Annotated in this window: 16 protein-coding genes; 13 read left to right on the top strand and 3 right to left on the bottom strand. The window is 45.8% G+C overall.

Annotated features, from left to right (window positions below; genetic code table 11):
• Positions 1-16: 16 nt before the first annotated feature.
• The gene (locus tag OW491_RS01945; protein ID WP_075178560.1) at positions 17-1,054 is read right to left on the bottom strand and encodes a DUF2333 family protein; all 1,038 of its coding nucleotides are present in this window, start codon (positions 1,052-1,054) and stop codon (positions 17-19) included.
• Positions 1,055-1,615: 561 nt separating this feature from the next.
• Between OW491_RS01945 and accB the strand changes: the two genes are divergently transcribed.
• From accB to OW491_RS01900, 9 genes are all read left to right on the top strand, one after another.
• Complete coding sequence (gene accB / locus OW491_RS01940; RefSeq protein ID WP_075172990.1) at positions 1,616-2,074, top strand: acetyl-CoA carboxylase biotin carboxyl carrier protein; 459 nt, start codon at positions 1,616-1,618, stop codon at positions 2,072-2,074.
• 33 nt (positions 2,075-2,107) lie between these two features.
• Positions 2,108-3,448: an acetyl-CoA carboxylase biotin carboxylase subunit gene (gene accC, locus OW491_RS01935; RefSeq protein ID WP_075172991.1), complete on the top strand. Its 1,341-nt coding sequence runs from the start codon at positions 2,108-2,110 to the stop codon at positions 3,446-3,448.
• A gap of 100 nt (positions 3,449-3,548) precedes the next feature.
• Positions 3,549-4,442: a 50S ribosomal protein L11 methyltransferase gene (gene prmA / locus OW491_RS01930; protein ID WP_290034482.1), complete on the top strand. Its 894-nt coding sequence runs from the start codon at positions 3,549-3,551 to the stop codon at positions 4,440-4,442.
• Positions 4,439-5,281: a DUF3426 domain-containing protein gene (locus OW491_RS01925; RefSeq protein ID WP_290034481.1), complete on the top strand. Its 843-nt coding sequence runs from the start codon at positions 4,439-4,441 to the stop codon at positions 5,279-5,281. The genes prmA and OW491_RS01925 overlap by 4 nt, the downstream gene beginning before the upstream one ends.
• A 128-nt stretch (positions 5,282-5,409) precedes the next feature.
• Positions 5,410-6,396 (top strand): tRNA dihydrouridine synthase DusB, encoded by a 987-nt coding sequence (gene dusB / locus OW491_RS01920; protein WP_075172994.1) that lies wholly within the window; start codon positions 5,410-5,412, stop codon positions 6,394-6,396.
• A 32-nt stretch (positions 6,397-6,428) separates the two neighbouring features.
• Positions 6,429-6,716, top strand: coding sequence for a DNA-binding transcriptional regulator Fis (gene fis, locus OW491_RS01915; protein ID WP_290034547.1), 288 nt, complete (start codon positions 6,429-6,431; stop codon positions 6,714-6,716).
• Positions 6,717-6,749: 33 nt separating this feature from the next.
• Complete coding sequence (gene purH, locus OW491_RS01910; RefSeq protein ID WP_290034480.1) at positions 6,750-8,348, top strand: bifunctional phosphoribosylaminoimidazolecarboxamide formyltransferase/IMP cyclohydrolase; 1,599 nt, start codon at positions 6,750-6,752, stop codon at positions 8,346-8,348.
• Between the two features lie 57 nt (positions 8,349-8,405).
• Positions 8,406-9,686 carry a phosphoribosylamine--glycine ligase gene (purD, locus tag OW491_RS01905; RefSeq protein ID WP_290034479.1) on the top strand — a complete coding sequence of 427 codons (1,281 nt, stop codon included), beginning with the start codon at positions 8,406-8,408 and terminating at the stop codon, positions 9,684-9,686.
• Positions 9,687-9,901: 215 nt separating this feature from the next.
• On the top strand, positions 9,902-11,317 hold the full coding sequence (locus OW491_RS01900; protein ID WP_290034478.1) for a tetratricopeptide repeat protein: 1,416 nt from the start codon (positions 9,902-9,904) through the stop codon (positions 11,315-11,317).
• Positions 11,318-11,348: 31 nt separating this feature from the next.
• Here OW491_RS01900 and OW491_RS01895 read toward each other — a convergent pair whose 3' ends face one another.
• The gene (locus tag OW491_RS01895) at positions 11,349-12,539 is read right to left on the bottom strand and encodes a hypothetical protein (RefSeq protein WP_290034477.1); all 1,191 of its coding nucleotides are present in this window, start codon (positions 12,537-12,539) and stop codon (positions 11,349-11,351) included.
• 48 nt (positions 12,540-12,587) lie between these two features.
• Positions 12,588-13,784, bottom strand: coding sequence for a L,D-transpeptidase family protein (locus OW491_RS01890; RefSeq protein WP_290034476.1), 1,197 nt, complete (start codon positions 13,782-13,784; stop codon positions 12,588-12,590).
• Positions 13,785-14,642: 858 nt separating this feature from the next.
• On the opposite strand from OW491_RS01890, the gene OW491_RS01885 reads away from it, so the two are divergent.
• Genes OW491_RS01885 through OW491_RS01870 form a run of 4 tightly spaced genes read left to right on the top strand, consistent with a single transcriptional unit; the run spans position 14,643 to position 19,811 of the window.
• Positions 14,643-16,565 carry a PrkA family serine protein kinase gene (locus OW491_RS01885; protein WP_075173000.1) on the top strand — a complete coding sequence of 641 codons (1,923 nt, stop codon included), beginning with the start codon at positions 14,643-14,645 and terminating at the stop codon, positions 16,563-16,565.
• Positions 16,566-16,596: 31 nt separating this feature from the next.
• Positions 16,597-17,883, top strand: coding sequence for a YeaH/YhbH family protein (locus OW491_RS01880; RefSeq protein ID WP_075178567.1), 1,287 nt, complete (start codon positions 16,597-16,599; stop codon positions 17,881-17,883).
• Complete coding sequence (locus OW491_RS01875) at positions 17,880-19,394, top strand: SpoVR family protein (RefSeq protein ID WP_075173002.1); 1,515 nt, start codon at positions 17,880-17,882, stop codon at positions 19,392-19,394. The genes OW491_RS01880 and OW491_RS01875 overlap by 4 nt, the downstream gene beginning before the upstream one ends.
• Before the next feature lie 51 nt (positions 19,395-19,445).
• Entirely contained in the window at positions 19,446-19,811 is a 366-nt protein-coding gene (locus tag OW491_RS01870) for a histidine triad nucleotide-binding protein (protein ID WP_290034475.1), read from the top strand.
• Positions 19,812-19,856 lie beyond the last annotated feature (45 nt).

The raw sequence follows: 19,856 nt of genomic DNA, 5'->3' as shown, positions 1-19,856 counted from the left end.
TAAATCCCCTTATGTATCATCCTTGAGAAAGTAGTTCTCGAAGATCAATAATTGCCGCATTAGCCCGCGATATATACGAAGCCATTACCAATGAGTGGTTAGCCAAGAAACCAAACTCCGTGCCGTTCAAAATCATAGGACTCCAAATTGTGGCTTGCGTGGCCTCTAGTTCACGAATAATTTGCAACAAGCTTACACGTGCATTTTTCTTATCAAGCGTAGGTCCAAAATCTTGCTCAATTCCTTTCAAGAGATGGATCAGCGCCCATGATGTCCCTCTAGCTTCATAGAAAACATCATCAATTTCTAACCATGAGGTTTTAATCTCGGTATCGTCCGCTTTTTGCGTGGAATCACCCGTTGAAGACTCAAACCCAGCATCCGTATCTAAACGTTTTTGCCCCACGCTGGCGCTCAGACGTTGCGACAAGCTACCTAAACGTGTGCTCACATCGCCCAGCCAGTCATTCAAGTTATCAGCACGAGCATAAAACTGAGCATCGGTTTGCTGAGGGTCAAGCAATCGATTGAAGTAAGATTTTTGCAAAGAAAGCGATTTTCGGTACTCAGATTCTGTAGACGGAAACAGCCAGCTGTTATTGTTAAAGTTTAATAAAGGCTCTGCTTTAGCAAGATCGACATCTTCCGTCGATTGCGACTGTGATCGACTAAAATCTTTTCGCATGGCTCGTGCCATGTCACGGGCCTGAACAAGCACACCAAACTCCCAGTGCTCGATATTATCCAACCACAGACCTGGCGGCGTTTTGTCGTTTGTTAAATAACCACCGGGCTTCTCTAACAAAGTTTCAGTAATTTTAACCAATGCCCCCATCGTACCCGCACCAACAACAGGCTGAGCTGACGCATCCGTAACCGACGCATCGCGCACACTGAACTCGGAAGGTTCAATACTCCAATAAATCCCCAAGCCAACGCAAACCAACAAATACACAATGACCAACGAGGAAATAGCCTTAGCAATTTTGCTTCCTGCAAATAAGCCAGTTGTACCATCCCAAAACCGAAACCACATTTTTTTAACTGTATCCAAAACAACTCCTTAAACGTGCAATGGCCACCTGTATTTTTGCACTGCACACTGAATCTTTTATGCCTTCGATGATCACCCATTTACAGCGGATAATCAATCACCGCCTTGGATCACGAGCGAGGATCGTTCTAAGTATGTAAAAAACTGTACTTTACTGTCGTTGAAAATATCCAGAAAATGCGAAAAGTTTCATTTATTGACTATCCTTTAGTCTAAGGCCAAAGAAAAAGTGCAACGAACGTCGGCAAAACTGCATGTATCCTGCAAAATTTTTAGCATTCGGTGGACACGTAAATGCCTTTAATGCAAACTATCGCAAAAAATGGCTGTCGCACAAAAGTGATTACGTCGTTGTGCTTTTTGCAGCAACTTGCAGGTGATATCGAGTACTTTTCAGGGGATTTACAGAACCTGAATACCCTCTATCACAGGCTAATAATTTGACGTTTTAGAACTAAACATTAGCAATTGACTGCTAATTACAGCCAAATGGATTTACAAGCTCAATTACCGACTAGAATACAAGCCGCTAACGCCCAGTATTAAGAGAAAGAGATAAGAATGGACATTCGCAAAGTTAAAAAACTGATCGAACTGCTTGAAGAATCGAACATCAACGAAATCGAAATTAAAGAGGGCGAAGAATCTGTACGTATCAGTCGCGCCTCTAGTGTTGTTCCTCAAATGATGCAAATGCCTGCAATGGCAGCTCCGGCTCCTGCGGCGGCGCCAGCAGCACCGGCGGCTCCTGCAGCTGTTGAAGCTCCAGCAGAAGCTCAATTTAATGGCCATGTTGTTAAGTCACCAATGGTTGGCACATTCTACCGTTCACCATCTCCGAGCTCTCCTGCATTTATCGAAGTAGGAAAAACAGTTAAAGCCGGTGATGTTATTTGTATCGTTGAAGCGATGAAAATGATGAACCAGATCGAAGCCGACAAATCAGGCGTCATTGAGTCGATCTTAGTAGAAGATGGTCAGCCAATTGAATATGACCAACCACTTGTAACGATCGTTTAATATTGCCCAATACAGCGAAAGGAAATTAACCAGATGCTGGATAAAGTAGTTATTGCTAACCGTGGTGAGATCGCCCTGCGAATCCTCCGCGCGTGTAAAGAGCTGGGCATTAAGACAGTAGCGATTCACTCCCAAGCTGACCGCGAATTGATGCATGTGCGTCTCGCGGATCAAGCGGTGTGTATTGGTCCTGCGTCCTCAGCCAAAAGTTACCTCAACATACCTGCGATCATTAGTGCAGCGGAAGTGACTGATGCCTCCGCTATCCACCCTGGCTACGGCTTTTTAGCCGAGAATGCAGGCTTCGCAGAACAAGTAGAGCGTTCAGGCTTCACTTTCATTGGCCCAACCGCGGATGTTATCCGTCTCATGGGCGACAAAGTTTCTGCCATTGAAGCTATGAAAGCTGCAGGTGTACCAACCGTACCAGGCTCTGACGGCCCATTGTCAGATAACCCAGACGAAATACGCGCCATTGCCAAACGTATTGGCTACCCTATCATCATCAAAGCGGCTTCTGGCGGTGGTGGTCGCGGTATGCGCGTCGTTCACTCTGAAGCCTCGCTAATTAACTCTGTACACGTTACTAAGTCAGAAGCCGCTGCGGCCTTCGGCGATGAAACTGTTTACATGGAGAAGTACCTAGAAAACCCACGCCACGTGGAGGTTCAGGTATTAGCGGACGGTCAGGGCAACGCAATCCACCTGTATGATCGCGATTGTTCTATGCAACGCCGTCACCAAAAAGTAGTGGAAGAAGCGCCAGCTCCGTTAATTGATGAAGACGCTCGTGCCAAAGTTCTTCAGTCTTGTGTCGATGCCTGTATTAAAATTGGCTATCGCGGCGCTGGTACTTTCGAATTTTTATACGAGAATGGCGGCTTCTACTTCATCGAAATGAACACTCGAGTTCAAGTAGAGCACCCTGTAACAGAGATGGTTACTGGGGTTGATATTGTAAAAGAGCAATTACGTATTGCCGCGGGCTTACCGCTTTCCTATAAGCAAGAAGACATTGTCGTTCGCGGCCACGCGTTTGAGTGCCGTATCAATGCCGAAGACTCAAAAACATTCTTGCCTAGCCCGGGTAAAGTCATTCACTTCCATGCTCCGGGTGGTAACGGTGTACGTGTTGACTCACATATCTATGATGGCTACACAGTGCCGCCTCACTACGACTCCCTGATTGCTAAGCTGATCACGTACGGAGAAGACCGAGAAACCGCTTTAATTCGCATGCGTAATGCATTAGAAGAACTGCTGGTAGAAGGTATCCGCACGAACACTCAGCTACACCAAGAGATCGTCCGCGACGCGCACTTTATGGAAGGTGGGGTTAACATCCACTACCTAGAGAAAAAGTTAGGACTCTAAGACTAACAAGCCATAAAAAGCCCGCCTTGCGGGCTTTTTTATTTTACGCCCCTATTAGTTTACGTAATAATCTGCCCTTTAGTTTCTAGGATCCAACATCATGCCTTGGTTACAAATTAAGCTCGAAATCAACCCTGATTCAGCAGAACGTTATGAAGATATATTGCTGGAAGCCGGTTGTGCAGCGGTCACCTACCAAGACAGTGAAGACCAGCCTATTTTCGAACCCGACTTAGGAACGACGCCTTTATGGCAGCGCACCACCATCTCAGGATTATTTGATACTGATTATGATATGGCTGCCACCGAAGCCTTTATTCGAGAAGCCCACGCAACGATTTTCAAGAACAGCGATTTCCCAACCTTTAGCGCAGAGATCTTAGAGGACAAGGATTGGGAACGCGAGTGGATGAAAAATTACCATCCAATGCAATTTGGTCAACGACTGTGGATCTGCCCAAGCTGGCGAGAAGCTCCAGACCCAAACGCCGTTAACCTTATGCTAGATCCGGGTCTTGCCTTTGGTACCGGGACTCACCCCACAACCGCGTTATGCTTAGAGTGGTTAGATGCTCAAACGCTTGAAGGCAAAAAAGTAACAGATTACGGCTGTGGCTCTGGTATTTTGGGTATTGCCGCCCTTTTATTAGGGGCAGACCATGTCATCGCTGTTGATATTGATATTCAGGCTATCCAAGCTACACGCGACAATCTCGGCCGCAATAAACTCAGTGATGACCGCTTAGACGCCTACTTACCCGAATCTGCCCCACAAGCAGCAACCGATGTCCTGGTTGCTAATATTCTTGCGGGTCCATTGGTAGAGTTGGCCCCTACCCTAGCCGAACGAGTCAAACCGGGTGGCCTATTAGCGTTATCTGGATTACTTATCCATCAAGCGGACGAAATAATCCAAGCCTACAGCCCTTGGTTTGATCTTGACCCTGTTGCAGAACGAGAAGAATGGATCAGGGTAACTGGCGTTAAACGATGAGCGAAGCTTCTTTCATCACAAGCTGCCCTGAATGCAAAACGCGCTTTAGTGTTAACGCTGGGCAGCTCAAGATTGCCGCTGGAAAAGTACGCTGCGGTGTTTGCTTACAAGTTTTTGAAGCGAAGCCTGCCATATCGCCAGAGCGCAAAAGCTCGACAGCCAAGCCTATGGCACCGGCATCGTCAGCGAAACCAGCTCGCAGCCCCTCTCAAAGCCAGCCGCTTACCGCTAGTAGGGATGACGCCTTTAACCGCCACTCTCCTTCGCTGAATACAGCCTCCAAGCCAAAGCTATATATTCCTGTTGAAAAAATAAGTGTTTCAACCAGCCCTGCTCCTAGCAACAAAATATCCTTACCCAACTCCATAGCTGCTGGGTTTTCATTAGTGTTGATTGTTTTATTGCTATTTCAGGTTGCTTGGTTCAAACGCACTGACTGGCTCAATAACCCCACACTTCGCCCTTTGTACGCGCCTTTTTATGAGTTAGTAGAAGTTCCTATGCCCCCTAGGGCGGCTCCAAATCTGATACGCGCTTATCAGCTCACTTTACAGCCTCATGAACAGCACCAAGAAGCTCTGCGTATCTCACTGCTTTTAGAGAACAATGCATCATTTGCGCAACCGTTTCCTAGCATGCAACTAGAATTTATGGATGTAAAAGGCCGACTTATTGCACAACGCCTTTTTACGGCCACGGAGTATATCAACGCACAATTATTTCCAGAGCAACTCATTCCAACACATCAACCTATTCAGATTCAGCTTGACATTCTCAACCCAGGCCGACGAGCTGTCAGTTATCAGGTAAAGCTAATTCCAGATAGCAAAAATGGTTAAAAAATCATCAAAACGGCTTGGAGCCATTCGCGCTTGCGGGTATGATTACGCCCTCCCTGATTCCATGCCACGTCCTCCTTTTTATTAACGAGGAGTGGGTAATTCATTTCTGACGTTTGAAGGTTGCTATGTTCCGGATCGGCCCCTACAGCATAGATAGTCAGGTTATCCTAGCCCCCATGGCAGGAGTAACCGATCAGCCTTTCAGAAACCTGTGCCGTCGCCTTGGTGCTGGCTTGGTCGTTTCAGAGATGGTGACTGCAGACAGCCGTTTATGGAACAGTCGCAAATCAACACTGCGAATGAATCATACCGGTGAGCCTGAACCGAGATCGGTTCAAATAGCGGGTGGTGATGCCGATATGTTGGCGCACGCGGCTCGCTTAAACGCAGAGCGCGGTGCTCAAATTATCGATATCAATATGGGCTGCCCGGCTAAAAAGGTTTGCAACAAAGCCGCAGGTTCTGCTTTATTGAAAGATGAGGCACTCGTTCAGTCTATATTGACGGCTGTCGTATCCGCGGTTGACATACCGGTCACTCTAAAAATTCGTACGGGCTGGTCCACAGACAACCGCAACGCCTTAACGATTGCGCGAATGGCTGAGGATGCCGGCATCCAAGCGTTAGCGGTCCATGGGCGTACGCGTGCATGCGGCTACAAAGGGGATGCTGAGTACGACACCATAGCGGCTATACGGGATGTTATATCCATACCATTATTCGCTAATGGCGATATCACCACCCCTGAAAAGGCCTATCAAGTACTGCAACATACAGGCGCTGATGCCGTCATGGTAGGTCGAGGCGCGCAGGGTAACCCATGGATTTTCAGAGAGATAGATCATTACTTACGTCATCATGAGCATCTGGACCGGCCTACTAAAGCCGAGATCAAAGCAGTGCTGCTTGATCACTTAGACGCACTTCATGTTTTTTATGGCGATGTGATGGGCCCGCGAATTGCTCGCAAACATGTTGGCTGGTACTTGAAAGATCAGCCAAATAGCGTATCGTTCCGCGCTCATTTTAATCAACTAGAAACTGCATCCGAACAAGTCACAGCACTCGGGCATTATTTTGACGATGCAACTACCGACTTTGCTGCGGCCTGATTCACTTCAACGGGTATATAAGTACTGTGGATATTAAAGAAAACACAACAGCCGCTTTCTTAAAAGCGGAAGGCCTTCAGAACAGCGTTCAGCAACCAACACTACGCGATAACGTTCAGGCCTCATTGAGTAACTATTTTAAGCAGCTTGACGGCCAGCCAGTTACCGATGTTTATCAAATGGTGCTTTCTGAAGTTGAAGCGCCTCTGTTCGAAACAGTCATGGCCTATACCAAAGATAACCAAACTAAAGCTTCAGAACTACTAGGGCTTAACCGTGGCACGCTTCGCAAAAAGCTTAAGCAATACGGTTTACTGTAACTTTTAATTTTCAGCATAGTGGCAAATATAACCATGGCAGAACAAAACTACACCCCTATTCGTCGCGCACTCATTAGTGTTTCGGACAAAACTGGTCTCGTTGAATTCGCACGCGAATTACAAGCGTCTGGCGTTGAGATCCTTTCAACCGGCGGAACGTTTAAGCTTTTATGCGATAACGCAATCCCAGCAATTGAAGTATCCGACTACACCGGCTTCCCTGAAATGATGGATGGCCGCGTAAAAACACTGCACCCCAAGGTGCATGGCGGTATCTTAGGGCGTCGCGGGCAGGATGATGCGATCATGAATGAGCATGGCATCAACCCAATCGACATGGTTGTTGTCAATCTATATCCGTTCGAGCAGACCATCGCTCGTGAAGATTGCGATTTGCCGTTAGCGATCGAAAATATCGATATCGGTGGACCAACGATGGTGCGCTCGGCGGCGAAGAACCATAAAGATGTAGCCATCGTTGTCAATGCATCTAGCTACGCAGCTGTATTAGCTGAATTAAAAGCCAACAATGGCCTAGGCTACAAAACACGTTTTGATCTAGCGCTGCAGGCTTTCGAACACACGGCACGTTACGACGGTATGATCGCAAACTACTTAGGTACTATCGATCAAACCGCTGAAAACCTAAGCACTGAAGGCCGCGACGCCTTCCCACGGACGTTCAACACACAGTTCGTTAAAGCTCAGGACATGCGCTACGGCGAAAACCCTCACCAAAAAGCCGCTTTTTATGTTGAAGCGGCGCCGCAAGAAGCCTCTATTGCGACTGCCACTCAGCTCCAAGGTAAAGAACTGTCTTTCAACAATGTTGCCGATACCGATGCAGCGCTTGAGTGTGTTAAATCTTTCACTAAGCCTGCTTGCGTCATTGTAAAACATGCCAACCCTTGTGGCGTTGGTGTAGCACCGGAAGGTATTTTAGCGGCCTACGAACTGGCTTATGCTACTGATACAGAGTCTGCTTTTGGCGGCATCATCGCGTTTAACCGCGAACTGGATGCAGCAACAGCACAAGCCATTGTTGATCGCCAGTTTGTAGAAGTGATCATCGCTCCTAAAGTCAGCCCAGAAGCGGCGGCTGTGGTTGAAGCGAAAAAGAATGTTCGCTTACTCGCCTGTGGCGAATGGCCTAGCGAACGCATCGGCGGCTTAGACTACAAACGTGTCAACGGTGGCTTATTAGTTCAAGACCGTGATAACGGCATGATCTCAGTTGATGATTTAAAGATTGTCACTAAACGTCAACCAACTAAAGATGAATTGAACGATCTTATCTTTGCTTGGAAGGTCGCCAAGTTTGTTAAGTCCAACGCGATTGTTTACGCTAAAAACCGTCAAACAGTGGGCGTTGGAGCGGGTCAAATGAGCCGTATTAACTCGGCGCGTATTGCTGCCATTAAAGCGGAACATGCAGGCCTACAGGTTGCAGGCTCGGTTATGTCTTCTGATGCCTTTTTCCCATTCCGAGATGGTATTGATGCCGCGGCGGCTAATGGCATTGCTGCCGTTATCCAACCCGGCGGTTCGATGCGTGACCAAGAAGTTATTGATGCGGCTGATGAGCACGGCATGGCGATGGTCTTCACCGGTATGCGCCACTTCCGCCACTAAGCATTTTACAAAAAGCAACGCTCATTAGCGTTGCTTTTTTATGAAGGAGAACCTCCTATGAAAATTTTAATTATTGGATCAGGCGGCCGTGAGCATGCCCTCGCTTGGTCTGCTGCAAAAGACGAACGCGTCACTGATATTTTTGTAGCCCCAGGTAACGCAGGTACCGCTAACGAGCCGAAAATGTCCAATGTCAACATTGGCGTGCAAGACATCCCCGCCCTTGTTACTTTTGCTAAAGACAACCATATCGCTTTAACTATTGTTGGCCCTGAAGCTCCCTTGGTAGACGGTGTTGTGGATGCTTTCCGTGCAGCTGATCTAGCAATCTTTGGCCCAACAGCCGATGCCGCTCAATTAGAAGGCTCCAAAGCGTTTACAAAAGACTTTTTAGAACGCCAAAAAATCCCAACAGGGGATTACAAAAACTTTACCGAAGTGGAGCCCGCTATCGCCTACGTTCGCGAAAAGGGCGCTCCTATCGTTGTTAAAGCAGATGGCTTAGCCGCAGGTAAAGGCGTCATTGTGGCCATGACTTTACAAGAAGCTGAAGATGCTATTAAAGACATGTTAGCGGACAACGCCTTTGGTGATGCCGGTAGCCGTGTCGTTATTGAAGAGTTTTTAGACGGCGAAGAAGCCTCATTTATCGTAATGGTTGATGGCGATAATGTACTACCCATGGCTACCAGCCAAGACCACAAACGCGTAGGAAATGGCGATACGGGGCCTAATACAGGCGGAATGGGGGCTTATTCACCAGCACCTGTTGTTACTCCTGAGATCCATGACCGCATCATGTCAGAAGTCATTATGCCAACCGTTAAAGGTATGAAGGCTGAAGGCAACGAATACACAGGCTTTTTGTACGCGGGCTTGATGATCATGGCAGATGGTACTCCTAAGGTCATTGAGTATAACTGCCGCTTTGGTGACCCTGAAACGCAACCTATCATGTTACGATTACAATCAAGCATTGTAGAACTTTGCGAAGCAGCTATCGCGCGTAAGCTCGATACTGCAACGGCACAATGGGATAGCCGCTGCTCCGTAGGTGTTGTAATGGCCGCCGGTGGTTACCCAGGTGATTATGCCAAAGGTGATGTAATATCCCTGCCTGATAGCACTCCCGAAGGGACTAAAATTTTCCAAGCCGGTACTGCGCTTAAGGACGACCAAGTAGTGACGGCCGGCGGGCGTGTGCTGTGCGTTACCGCATTAGGTGATACAGTTACCGAAGCACAATCGCGTGCCTATGATGTGTTAAAAACTGTTAGTTGGGATGGCGCTTTCTACCGAACTGACATCGCTTATCGAGCCATTGCCCGAGAAGCATAATCAAGATTACTAAAAGCCACTAAAAATAGTGGCTTTTTTTTGTCAAAAACAAAGATTAACAGAGGGTTAAGCGTGATAAAGTACAATCTCTGGACTCGAAACGCGAAATTGTAAACTATAAACTTATGTCAGCCCGTTGCGGCTTGTAAGGTTAGTCGGTACTCTTCTGTTTCATTTTTATTTAACGATTTCGCACTAGTGGATTTACGCGATTTATGGATATTAAACGCACACCCCTTGCCATCATTTTGGCTGCAACAATGGCCACAGGCTGTAGCGCAAGTAATCGAGATGATTCACGCCAATCTTACTGCCGTAATGGCGGGTCAACGACTGACTATACTTGCGACCAAGAAAAACAAATTCCAGATCGTGAGCTCATTGGTTCTAAGAGCTTACCTTCTACTGACGAAGCGTGGATGCAAAGCAAACTCGCTGAAATCAAAACATGGTTGCAGCAAGAAAAAACGGACTCTAACGGTGCCGTTAGCTCTACACAAAAGCCAGCCAATGCACGGATTTCAGTGCGAGACCCTTCTGCCACAGACCCCGAGCTAATGCGCATTGAGGCCATGTCACGCAAAGGCGACCATCGTGCAGCTATGTCTGCCGTTAATAGTTTTCTAGCCAACAACCCAGAAAACTTAGAAGGCCAACTAACCAAAAGCTTAGTGCTCAATAACATGGGGCGCTTAGACGAAGCCGAGTCGCTTTTAAAATCGGCGATTAACCGCTACCCAACTTCTCCAGAAGTCTACAATAACCTAGCGGTTCTCTATGCCGAGCAGGGGGACTACGGGCAAGCTATTGAAACTTTACTACAAGCCTTTAGTACTCACCCGACATACGCACAAGTTCATCAGAACTTGCGTGAGCTTTACGCCACTGTCGCTTCTCAGGCATACAGCCGAGCATTGGACCTTAACCAACAAACGAACTCTCCTCAGCTCGTAATGTTGCGTCGTACATCGGATGTCAATTCGCCCGATCTTGGCTATCAAGCGGCGTCTATCAGCACGCAAGCTTCGTTATCTGAAAATGATAAAGCGGTAGCATCTAACCAACCAAAACCGTCTGCGCTTGAAAAGCCTGTCGTCAAACCGGCTGCAACAGTTGAAGCGAAGCCGATAGAAAAGCCTGTCGTTATCGCTGCAGTAAAACCGGAAGTGAAGCCCGAGACGGTAAAGCCTGAACCACCAAAAGTAGAGCCACCTAAAGCGGCAGCTGTAAAAGCCCCAGAGCCTGTTATTGTCGAAGCATCAACTAAAGCTGATGAGCCTTCAACACCTCAGTTAGTTCGTGAAGCGGTAGCCCATGTAAATGCTTGGGCTAAGGCTTGGGCAGCTCAAGACATTGACGGCTACTTAAACAGCTACACCAATAACTACCGCCCTTCGACGAAACTATCTCATAACGGCTGGGTTGCGCAGCGTAAAGACCGCTTAGCAAAACCAACTTTCATTAAAGTTGAACTGGCTAACGTGAAAACTACCATCCTAGATAGCAAAACAGCGAAGGTGACTTTTAATCAGTCTTATCAATCTAATACCTACAAGGATCAAACGAATAAACAACTGACGCTGACACGAATCAACGGTCAGTGGTTAATTGTTAAAGAACAGTCTCTGTAGTAATCAACCAGCTAACTACGCGGCTAATCGCTTAGTTAGCTGGTGCCTTATCAACTAGCCGCTCATCTACAATTAACCAACGATTATCTCGTTTAATCCAAGTTAGCACTTTTTGTACGTTATCCTGATAACCCGAGGCACGATATAGTTGCCAAAAGCGTGTTTCATACGTAACACCCTCACGCGTTATATTCACAGGACCTATCTCTACTCTTATCCATTCTGGCGCGGTAATACGCTGCTCTCGCCAAGAACGCCATTGCTCAGCGTCTGGCTGGTCTTGGGTAGAATAGTCATCATCATAGAAACTAAAATAAGCCACCGGTGTTTGCGACTCCCACGCGCTAGCCCAATCATGAACCGCGGCTGTAAGCGTCATACGTATTTCATCACTCACCACAGAACCTAAACTCGCATCAATATCCAATGCATTGGGATATACCGATAGCTGATCTATGTTTTGGGAAGGGTCGAGAGAAGCATCAGTACTTGTCGTGTTATCAAGCAATGCTAGCGATGTATCGTGGGCCTGCTTAGCCAACTGCTGATTGGCTGGCACTTCTGAGGTGGGTTCCTCCTCACTGATCAGAAACTGACTGACTGTCTGACTTAAAGAAGTAGCTAATAAGGGTTCTCGAACAAGCATTACACCTATTGTAAGTGAAACCACCGCAATGACGCCTACAACAATGCGCCGAACAGAGTTGGAATCAGGTAACGAGTGCAGCAACGGGCTCTCAACAGACTCAAAGAGGCGTCCACGTAACTTCACCAAGCCAGGGCTACGCAACCGTTTTGAATCCAGTGTCAATAGAATACGTACGGCATACTGACCTTGAGTATTCATTGGCAACGAGTCAGCAATGTCTTCAAGAACGGCGTCGTTCAGTTTATCGCCGTTAATATATAGCCATAAAACATTACCCTCTTCCGCCCAACGCCTTAAAAAGTGCTGCCGATAATTGGAATTAGATTTAGGCTGGGAAAGCAACTGGTCTAAGCAGTCGTTGAACGATACATACTGATTCGTCTCAGACCAGCGGGGTAAAGGAATGGTTAAGTCTCGTTCAAACCTGGCTATGAGCGCTTCAGGATTCGGCACATTAATCCGAACAATGCCAAACTCAGGTAATGCCTGTTGTAACCAGCATGACCATACTTCTAAAGTAGAACGGCGTTTATTTTTTTCAGTTCCCAATAAACGAGGGTTTACACTAACCACGTTATCTGACTAAAGCACAAGATGAGCGCACAGGTTTACAGACCATTATTAAGGTATACCCTTTGATGGATCGCCTTCGTAAGCTATCTTCCACCTTCCCTCTTCCTTAACCCAATATTGACGTTTTATAGACTCACCCTTGTAGTTATTTGATTGGTAGTCTTGGTTAAATGTTACCACCAGTAAGTCTGGATTATTCGGGTAGGTAAACAAGCTAAGGTCAGACAGACCTACTTTGATATATTCTTTTCCGCTGTTTACGCGTTTTTTGTAATCAGAGAATGATGCGTAGTCTCGGCTGCTATCTTTGTAAGTCTTAGAGTAATGAGAAATGTAACGTTCGTGATTTTGACTCTCCCAGTCTGCTCGCCATTGGTCCACAGCCTTCTCAATTTCTTGTTGCTGGGCAACCCATGTACTACGTTCAACCCACTCCATCCCATTGCCAATCAGCACGGGGGTGTTGTTGATATCAACTAAGCCATCCAGTTCGATGAAATCAGGATTCGTCAGTGAAATGCAACCTTCACTGGCTTTAGGAGGACGACTATACGTATCTACTGGAGACCCGTGAACCCAAATGCCATTACCTGTATGGCCTTGTCTATAATCCCACATATTGGGGTAATTAATAGGCAGAGCCCCTGAACCATAGCGCTCAGGTAAATTTTGGTCTTTAAAGCGACCAGTTACAAAGTACACACCCAAAGGGGTTTTCAAATCGCCTTGTTTTACTTTTTCAGTTCCGCCACGCCCATACGAGGCATAATAATCTTTAACCAGTGTTGGCGTACCTTGGAGGTTTTCAAACAGGAAAAGGCGTGAAATATTAGTATCGACGACAATCAAATACTTTTGATTGTCACTCATCTTCACTAAGCTTTTAGGGATTAAGCCTGCACCGGGCTTTTCACGCGTCATCATCAGGCGTGCACGCGCTTCATCAATGAGCCCCTGCACCTCTTTTTTGCGTTGCACTTGAGCATTGCCGACCTGACCTAAAGGGTCAGCTTGTGAAGCCAACAAATCAGCATACACCAGTTGCGCTAGTCTAAAGTCAGGACGCTTTTGCGTTAATTCTCTAAACTGCCCCAAGGCATTATCAAATTGCTGCGAAGCCAACGACTCCAAACCCTGGATCAATAACTCTTCATTACCTTCCGAAACACCGTAATCAGTTGCGGCATGTAAGGGTAAAGTGAGTGTAAGCAAAGAACCTACTAAAAGAGATTTCACTGTAAACATCGGTAACCTGAAAAGTAATTAATTGTCTAATAATGGGTTTTACAACGAGCCTAGCCAAGTAATAGCTATTTTGCTTTTTTAGATAATAGCATAGATGCATCACCTAAAAAGCAATTCTCAGACCTCAAAAAGCCTAAAATGATCCCCGTAACACCTACATTTTGGGATATAAATAAACAGCCTGCACCTTACTCACACCTTTAACAATGCTGCACTGCACCATAAATAAACAAACCAGCGCACCACAACTGATCATTACGCCTCTCATGTGGCCTTATTTAAATAAAAAACTCTTTTATAAGGCTTCTCTTAACATCGGCTAGGCGAGTAAAACAATGAATAAATTCACTATTGGAATTCGCCAACATTGCCAGATTAGCCGCTTTAGCACTGCGTCCTTACCTGATAAAACGAATGTAGAGCAAGCATCTGTAATTCCTCTATTACTGTCTATACTCTTAATAAGGGCAGGTCATCTAGCTAAATTCATCAACGGTAAAATTAGAAAATATCAACACGCTTAATATTGAGCAGCCCCTAGAAAACAAGGAGCCCTTCACCTAAAAAAACTTGATCATTTGGTCAAGCTGGCTTAGAGATTGCAGTGCTCTGTTTATCATAAAGTGCAGTTGACCATGAACGATTGCAGGTGTAACACGTCTATATACAATCACTATTTTAAAGTTGTGTCAGGACGAGTTAAAACGAAACCGCTGCTCGAATGGCAACATAAAACCGGATTAAACCAAGTTAAAAATGAGTGTTAATTATTCAATGAAAACTGATTAGCGTGGGCTACATTGCAGTTAAGACGACTTAAAAGTCATCTTAGGCTCGCCAACAGAAGGGGTGTACGTTATGGGTATTTTCGAACATTACAAGACGCGTTATGAGTCAACCACCCAGGAAGAGATGAGTCTGACCGACTATCTCCAACTCTGTAAGCAAGATCCATTGGCCTATGCCAGTGCATCTGAACGGATGTTAAGCGCCATAGGTGAGCCAGAACTCATCGATACTGCTCGCGACCCCCGACTTAGCCGCATTTTTTCTAACAAAGTTATTAAACGCTATCCTGCATTTTCCGAGTTTTATGGCAATGAAGAGGCCATTGAGAATATCGTCTCGTACTTTCGACATGCCGCTCAAGGGTTAGAAGAACGCAAACAAATTCTCTATTTGTTAGGCCCTGTTGGCGGTGGTAAGTCCTCATTGGCTGAGCGTTTAAAACACCTCATGGAAAAAATTCCATTCTATGCCATTAAGGGATCCCCTGTTTACGAATCGCCTTTAGGCTTATTTAATCCAGCCGAAGACGCGGATATTTTAGAAGAGGAATTCAATATCCCTCGCCGTTACCTTAAAGGCATCATGTCTCCATGGGCAGTTAAACGATTACATGAGTACGGTGGGGATATTTCCAAGTTTAAAGTCGTTAAACTTTACCCCTCCATCTTAAACCAGATCGCCATTGCTAAAACTGAACCCGGTGATGAAAACAACCAAGATATTTCTAGCTTGGTTGGTAAAGTCGACATACGTAAACTCGAAGAATTTCCACAACATGACCCGGATGCATACAGCTTTTCCGGTGCTTTGTGTAATGCCAACCAAGGCGTAATGGAATTTGTGGAGATGTTTAAAGCCCCTATTAAGGTGCTCCACCCTCTTCTAACAGCAACTCAAGAAGGTAACTACAACAGCACAGAAGGGATGGGAGCTATCCCCTATGATGGTATTGTTTTAGCCCACTCGAATGAATCAGAATGGCAAACATTCAAAAACAATAAGACAAATGAAGCCTTTATAGACAGGGTATACACCGTCAAAGTGCCTTACTGCACTCGCATTACCGAAGAAATCAAAATTTATCAGAAGCTTCTCGAAAGCAGCTCTTTAAACACAGCACCTTGCGCGCCCGACACGCTGAACATGCTATCGCAGTTCATCATTTTATCGCGGCTGAAAGATCCCGAAAACTCGAATATCTATTCAAAAATGCGTGTTTACAACGGAGAAAATTTAAAAGATACGGACCCCAAAGCTAAGTCTATGCAGGAATACAAAGACATGGCCGGGGTCGATGAAGGCATGAACGGTTTATCCACGCGCTTCGCTTTCAAAATTCTTTCCAAAGTATTTAACTTTGATCCATCTGAAGTAGCGGCTAACCCTGTTCACTTGATGTATGTTTTAGAACGAGAGATTGAACAGCAGCAATTTGCGCCTGAGCTGCAAGAAGCTTATGTCAGCTTTATCAAAGAATATATAGCGCCTAAATACATTGAACTACTGGGCAAAGAAATCCAAACGGCATACCTAGAATCCTACTCTGAATACGGACAAAACATCTTTGATAGGTACGTAACCTACGCCGACTTTTGGATCCAAGACCAAGAATATCGTGATCCAGAAACAGGCGATATTTTAGATCGTCAATCCATCAATGAAGAGTTAGAAAAAATCGAGAAGCCGGCAGGCATTAGCAACCCGAAAGACTTCAGACATGAGATCGTTAATTTTGTATTGCGGGCTCGCGCAAGTAATGAAGGCAAAAACCCTTCATGGATGAGCTACGAGAAAATGCGCACCGTGATCGAGAAAAAAATGTTCTCTAACACTGAAGATCTACTTCCCGTTATCTCTTTTAATGCCAAAGCATCGTCTGACGAACAAAACAAACACGGTGAGTTTGTTAAACGCATGATTGAGCGAGGCTACACCGAGAAGCAAGTTCGTCTGCTATCCGAATGGTATATACGCGTTCGGAAGTCGCAGTAAAAGTCGCGCGGATCGAGAAGGAGAGCGGAATATGAGTTACATCATTGATCGCCGTCTCAACGGAAAAAAGAAAAGCATGGTGAACCGCCAGCGCTTTTTAAAACGCTACAAAAAACAAATCAAAGGGGCCGTTGAAGAAGCGATTAAACAACGCTCGATTCAAGATCTAGACCGAGGCGGGAAAATAACCATACCGCGCAAAGATACCAACGAGCCTATGTTTCATCATGGGCAGGGCGGCAAACAGACACGAGTGTACCCGGGTAATAAAGAATTTACCGCGGGAGATGAATTTCAACGCCCTCAAGGAGGCCAAGGGGGAGGTTCAGGCTCGGGACAGGCCAGCAATCAAGGCGAAGGTGAGGATGACTTTAGCTTCAACATCAACCAAGAGGAATTCCTCGACTTTATGTTTGAGGACCTAGAGCTCCCCTACTTGGTAAAAAAACAGCTAAAAGACAGCTCTGCATTCGAAATTAAACGCGCTGGTTTTACTACCGCAGGGTCGCCCGATAAATTAAATATCGTTCGCTCCCTGCGTGCCGCACACGCTAGGCGTATCGCGCTATCAGGGCCTAACCGTCAAGAGATACGCACACTCAAAAAACGCTTATGGGCTTTAGAGGAAGCTCCCAATGATGATCAGCGCAATCAAGAAATGGATGAGATTCGTGCCCAAATTGCAGCATTAGAAAAGACCACCAAAAAGCTGCCTTTTATCGATGAGTTCGATCTGCGCTACAACAATATGGTCAAAAACCCAGTACCCTCCAGCAAAGCCGTTATGTTTTGCCTGATGGATGTGTCAGGATCGATGACACAGTCGATAAAAGAAATGGCTAAACGGTTCTTTATTTTGTTGTACCTCTTCCTTCGTCGAAATTACAAACACATCGAAGTGGTTTTTATAAGACATCACACTCACGCTAAAGAAGTCACTGAAGATGAGTTTTTTTACTCGCGCGAAACTGGCGGCACTATCGTTTCAAGCGCATTAGAGCTGACCGCAGACATACTTGAGAAACGTTATCCACGAAACGACTGGAATGTCTATGTAGCTCAGGCGTCGGATGGCGACAACTGGGAAGGCGACTCCCAACGTTGTTCCGATCTCCTTTATCAAAAGATACTGAAGGATGTTCAATATTTTGCCTACGTCGAAATAACCAATGGTCCGCATCAAAACCTATGGGAAGAATATCAAGAAGTACACAGTCGCCACCCCGATCAATTTGCCATTCAACATATTGAAGAGATGTCGGATATCTATCCCGTATTTAGACGCCTTTTCGAACGAAAAACCGAGGGGGCAGCATGAAAAAAGAACCCTTATCAACAGGCGCGGAATGGACCTTTGAGCTCATCGAAGCTTATGACAAAGAAATTGGCCGTATCGCAGCAGGTTATGGTCTTGATACCTATCCTAACCAAATTGAAATTATCACCTCTGAACAGATGATGGATGCCTACGCCTCGATCGGCATGCCGCTGAACTACAATCATTGGTCATACGGCAAACAATTTGTTCAAACGGAGCAACAATACAAACGAGGCCAAATGGGCTTAGCCTATGAGATCGTCATAAACTCTGATCCATGTATCGCTTATCTTATGGAAGAGAACACCATGACAATGCAAGCATTGGTTATCGCCCATGCGTGTTATGGCCACAACTCGTTTTTTAAAGGCAATTACCTTTTCCGAACATGGACAGATGCATCAGCGATTATTGATTATTTGGTATTCGCCAAACAATATATCGCGAAGTGCGAAGAGCGACATGGGCTAGCCGAAGTGGAAGCCACATTGGATTCATGTCATGCACTCATGAACTACGGTGTTAACCGATACAAACGCCCTAAACCGCTAACCGCGGAAGAAGAGCAAGCACGCGTCGAGGCCAGAGAAGAGTACAACCAACGCCACCTTAATCAGATTTGGAATACGATTCCCAAAAAATCTGATAGTGAAGATGTGGCTGAGTCCCTACATTTCCCGCCAGAACCTGAAGAAAATATTCTTTATTTTATTGAGAAAAACGCCCCTTTATTGGAGCCATGGCAACGAGAAATTGTCCGAATTGTCAGAAAGATTTCCCAATACTTCTACCCACAAAAACAAACCCAAGTAATGAACGAAGGCTGGGCCACTTTCTGGCATTACACCCTTCTCAATACCATGTATGAGGAAGGCCTAGTCACAGACGGATTTATGATGGAGTTCTTGCACTCCCATTCAAGTGTAGTGTATCAACCCCCGTTTGATAGCCCCTATTTCTCAGGGATCAACCCATATACACTTGGCTTTAATATGATGCAGGACATTCGTAGGATTTGTGAAAATCCAACCGATGAAGATCGAGAGTGGTTTCCTGATATCGCAGGTTCATCATGGACCGAAACGCTCGACTACGCCATGCGCAACTTTAAAGATGAAAGCTTTATACTGCAGTTTTTATCCCCAAAACTTATTCGCGAACTTAAGCTTTTCTCAATACTAGATGATACCGATTCGCCCACACTCAAAGTTGCTTCCATCCACAACGAATCTGGTTACCGCCGTATTCGTGAAGACATATCAGCTCAATATAATTTAGGTAATCGCGAGCCTAACATCCAAGTTTACAACGTGGATGTACGCGGTAATCGATCCCTAACATTACGCCATTTCATGCATAATAACCGCCCGTTAGGAGACGATACCAGCGAAGTCCTTAAGCATATTCATCGCCTATGGGGGTTCGATGTGCACTTAGAATCAGTCACGCCTGACAATAAAGTAGCCCGCACGTACAACTGCCCGGAGCTCGAGTTACTTGAGATCGGCTAAGCCGATCTCTTATACTCAACGACCTATTCTTAAATTCCGAGGCTGTCATCGATGGATTGTTTATTTTGTAAAATAGTTAATCAAGAAATTCCAGCTGATATCTTATACGAAGATGACCTAGTTATTGCCTTCAGCGACATCAATCCCCAAGCGCCTTTTCACTGCCTAGTTATCCCCAAGAAACATATCAGTACATTAAATGATATAACGGAGCAAGACCGTGAGCTTGTTGGTCATATGGTCGCCACAGCGGGCAAAATAGCCGCCGACAAAGGCTTTGCACAAGAAGGGTATCGGACCGTTTTCAACTGCAACAATCATGGCGGCCAAACTGTTTACCATATTCATTTACATGTGTTAGGTGGAAAACCGTTAGGATGGCCACCCTACCAAGACACCCTAAAAACACCTGTCTAAAAGATAGATACATAATGAATGGAATCAAACAGCTGTTCATCTAAG

Source organism: Neptunomonas sp. CHC150, assembly GCF_030397555.1.
In the GTDB taxonomy this organism is placed as follows: domain Bacteria; phylum Pseudomonadota; class Gammaproteobacteria; order Pseudomonadales; family Balneatricaceae; genus Neptunomonas; species Neptunomonas phycophila.
The sequence above is the reverse complement of the archived record's forward strand: the minus strand, read 5'-3'. Positions and strand labels throughout refer to the sequence as shown.

What these genes read in the sequence shown, in the direction of transcription:
- OW491_RS01885 (WP_075173000.1), top strand. Translation starts at nt 14,643, where the DNA reads ATGGGTATTTTCGAACATTACAAGACGCGTTATGAGTCAACCACCCAG.
- OW491_RS01870 (WP_290034475.1), top strand. Translation starts at nt 19,446, where the DNA reads ATGGATTGTTTATTTTGTAAAATAGTTAATCAAGAAATTCCAGCTGAT.
- purD (WP_290034479.1), top strand. Translation starts at nt 8,406, where the DNA reads ATGAAAATTTTAATTATTGGATCAGGCGGCCGTGAGCATGCCCTCGCT.
- OW491_RS01890 (WP_290034476.1), bottom strand. Translation starts at nt 13,784, where the DNA reads ATGTTTACAGTGAAATCTCTTTTAGTAGGTTCTTTGCTTACACTCACT.
- dusB (WP_075172994.1), top strand. Translation starts at nt 5,410, where the DNA reads ATGTTCCGGATCGGCCCCTACAGCATAGATAGTCAGGTTATCCTAGCC.
- OW491_RS01880 (WP_075178567.1), top strand. Translation starts at nt 16,597, where the DNA reads ATGAGTTACATCATTGATCGCCGTCTCAACGGAAAAAAGAAAAGCATG.
- accB (WP_075172990.1), top strand. Translation starts at nt 1,616, where the DNA reads ATGGACATTCGCAAAGTTAAAAAACTGATCGAACTGCTTGAAGAATCG.
- purH (WP_290034480.1), top strand. Translation starts at nt 6,750, where the DNA reads ATGGCAGAACAAAACTACACCCCTATTCGTCGCGCACTCATTAGTGTT.
- OW491_RS01900 (WP_290034478.1), top strand. Translation starts at nt 9,902, where the DNA reads ATGGATATTAAACGCACACCCCTTGCCATCATTTTGGCTGCAACAATG.
- OW491_RS01925 (WP_290034481.1), top strand. Translation starts at nt 4,439, where the DNA reads ATGAGCGAAGCTTCTTTCATCACAAGCTGCCCTGAATGCAAAACGCGC.
- OW491_RS01875 (WP_075173002.1), top strand. Translation starts at nt 17,880, where the DNA reads ATGAAAAAAGAACCCTTATCAACAGGCGCGGAATGGACCTTTGAGCTC.
- accC (WP_075172991.1), top strand. Translation starts at nt 2,108, where the DNA reads ATGCTGGATAAAGTAGTTATTGCTAACCGTGGTGAGATCGCCCTGCGA.
- prmA (WP_290034482.1), top strand. Translation starts at nt 3,549, where the DNA reads ATGCCTTGGTTACAAATTAAGCTCGAAATCAACCCTGATTCAGCAGAA.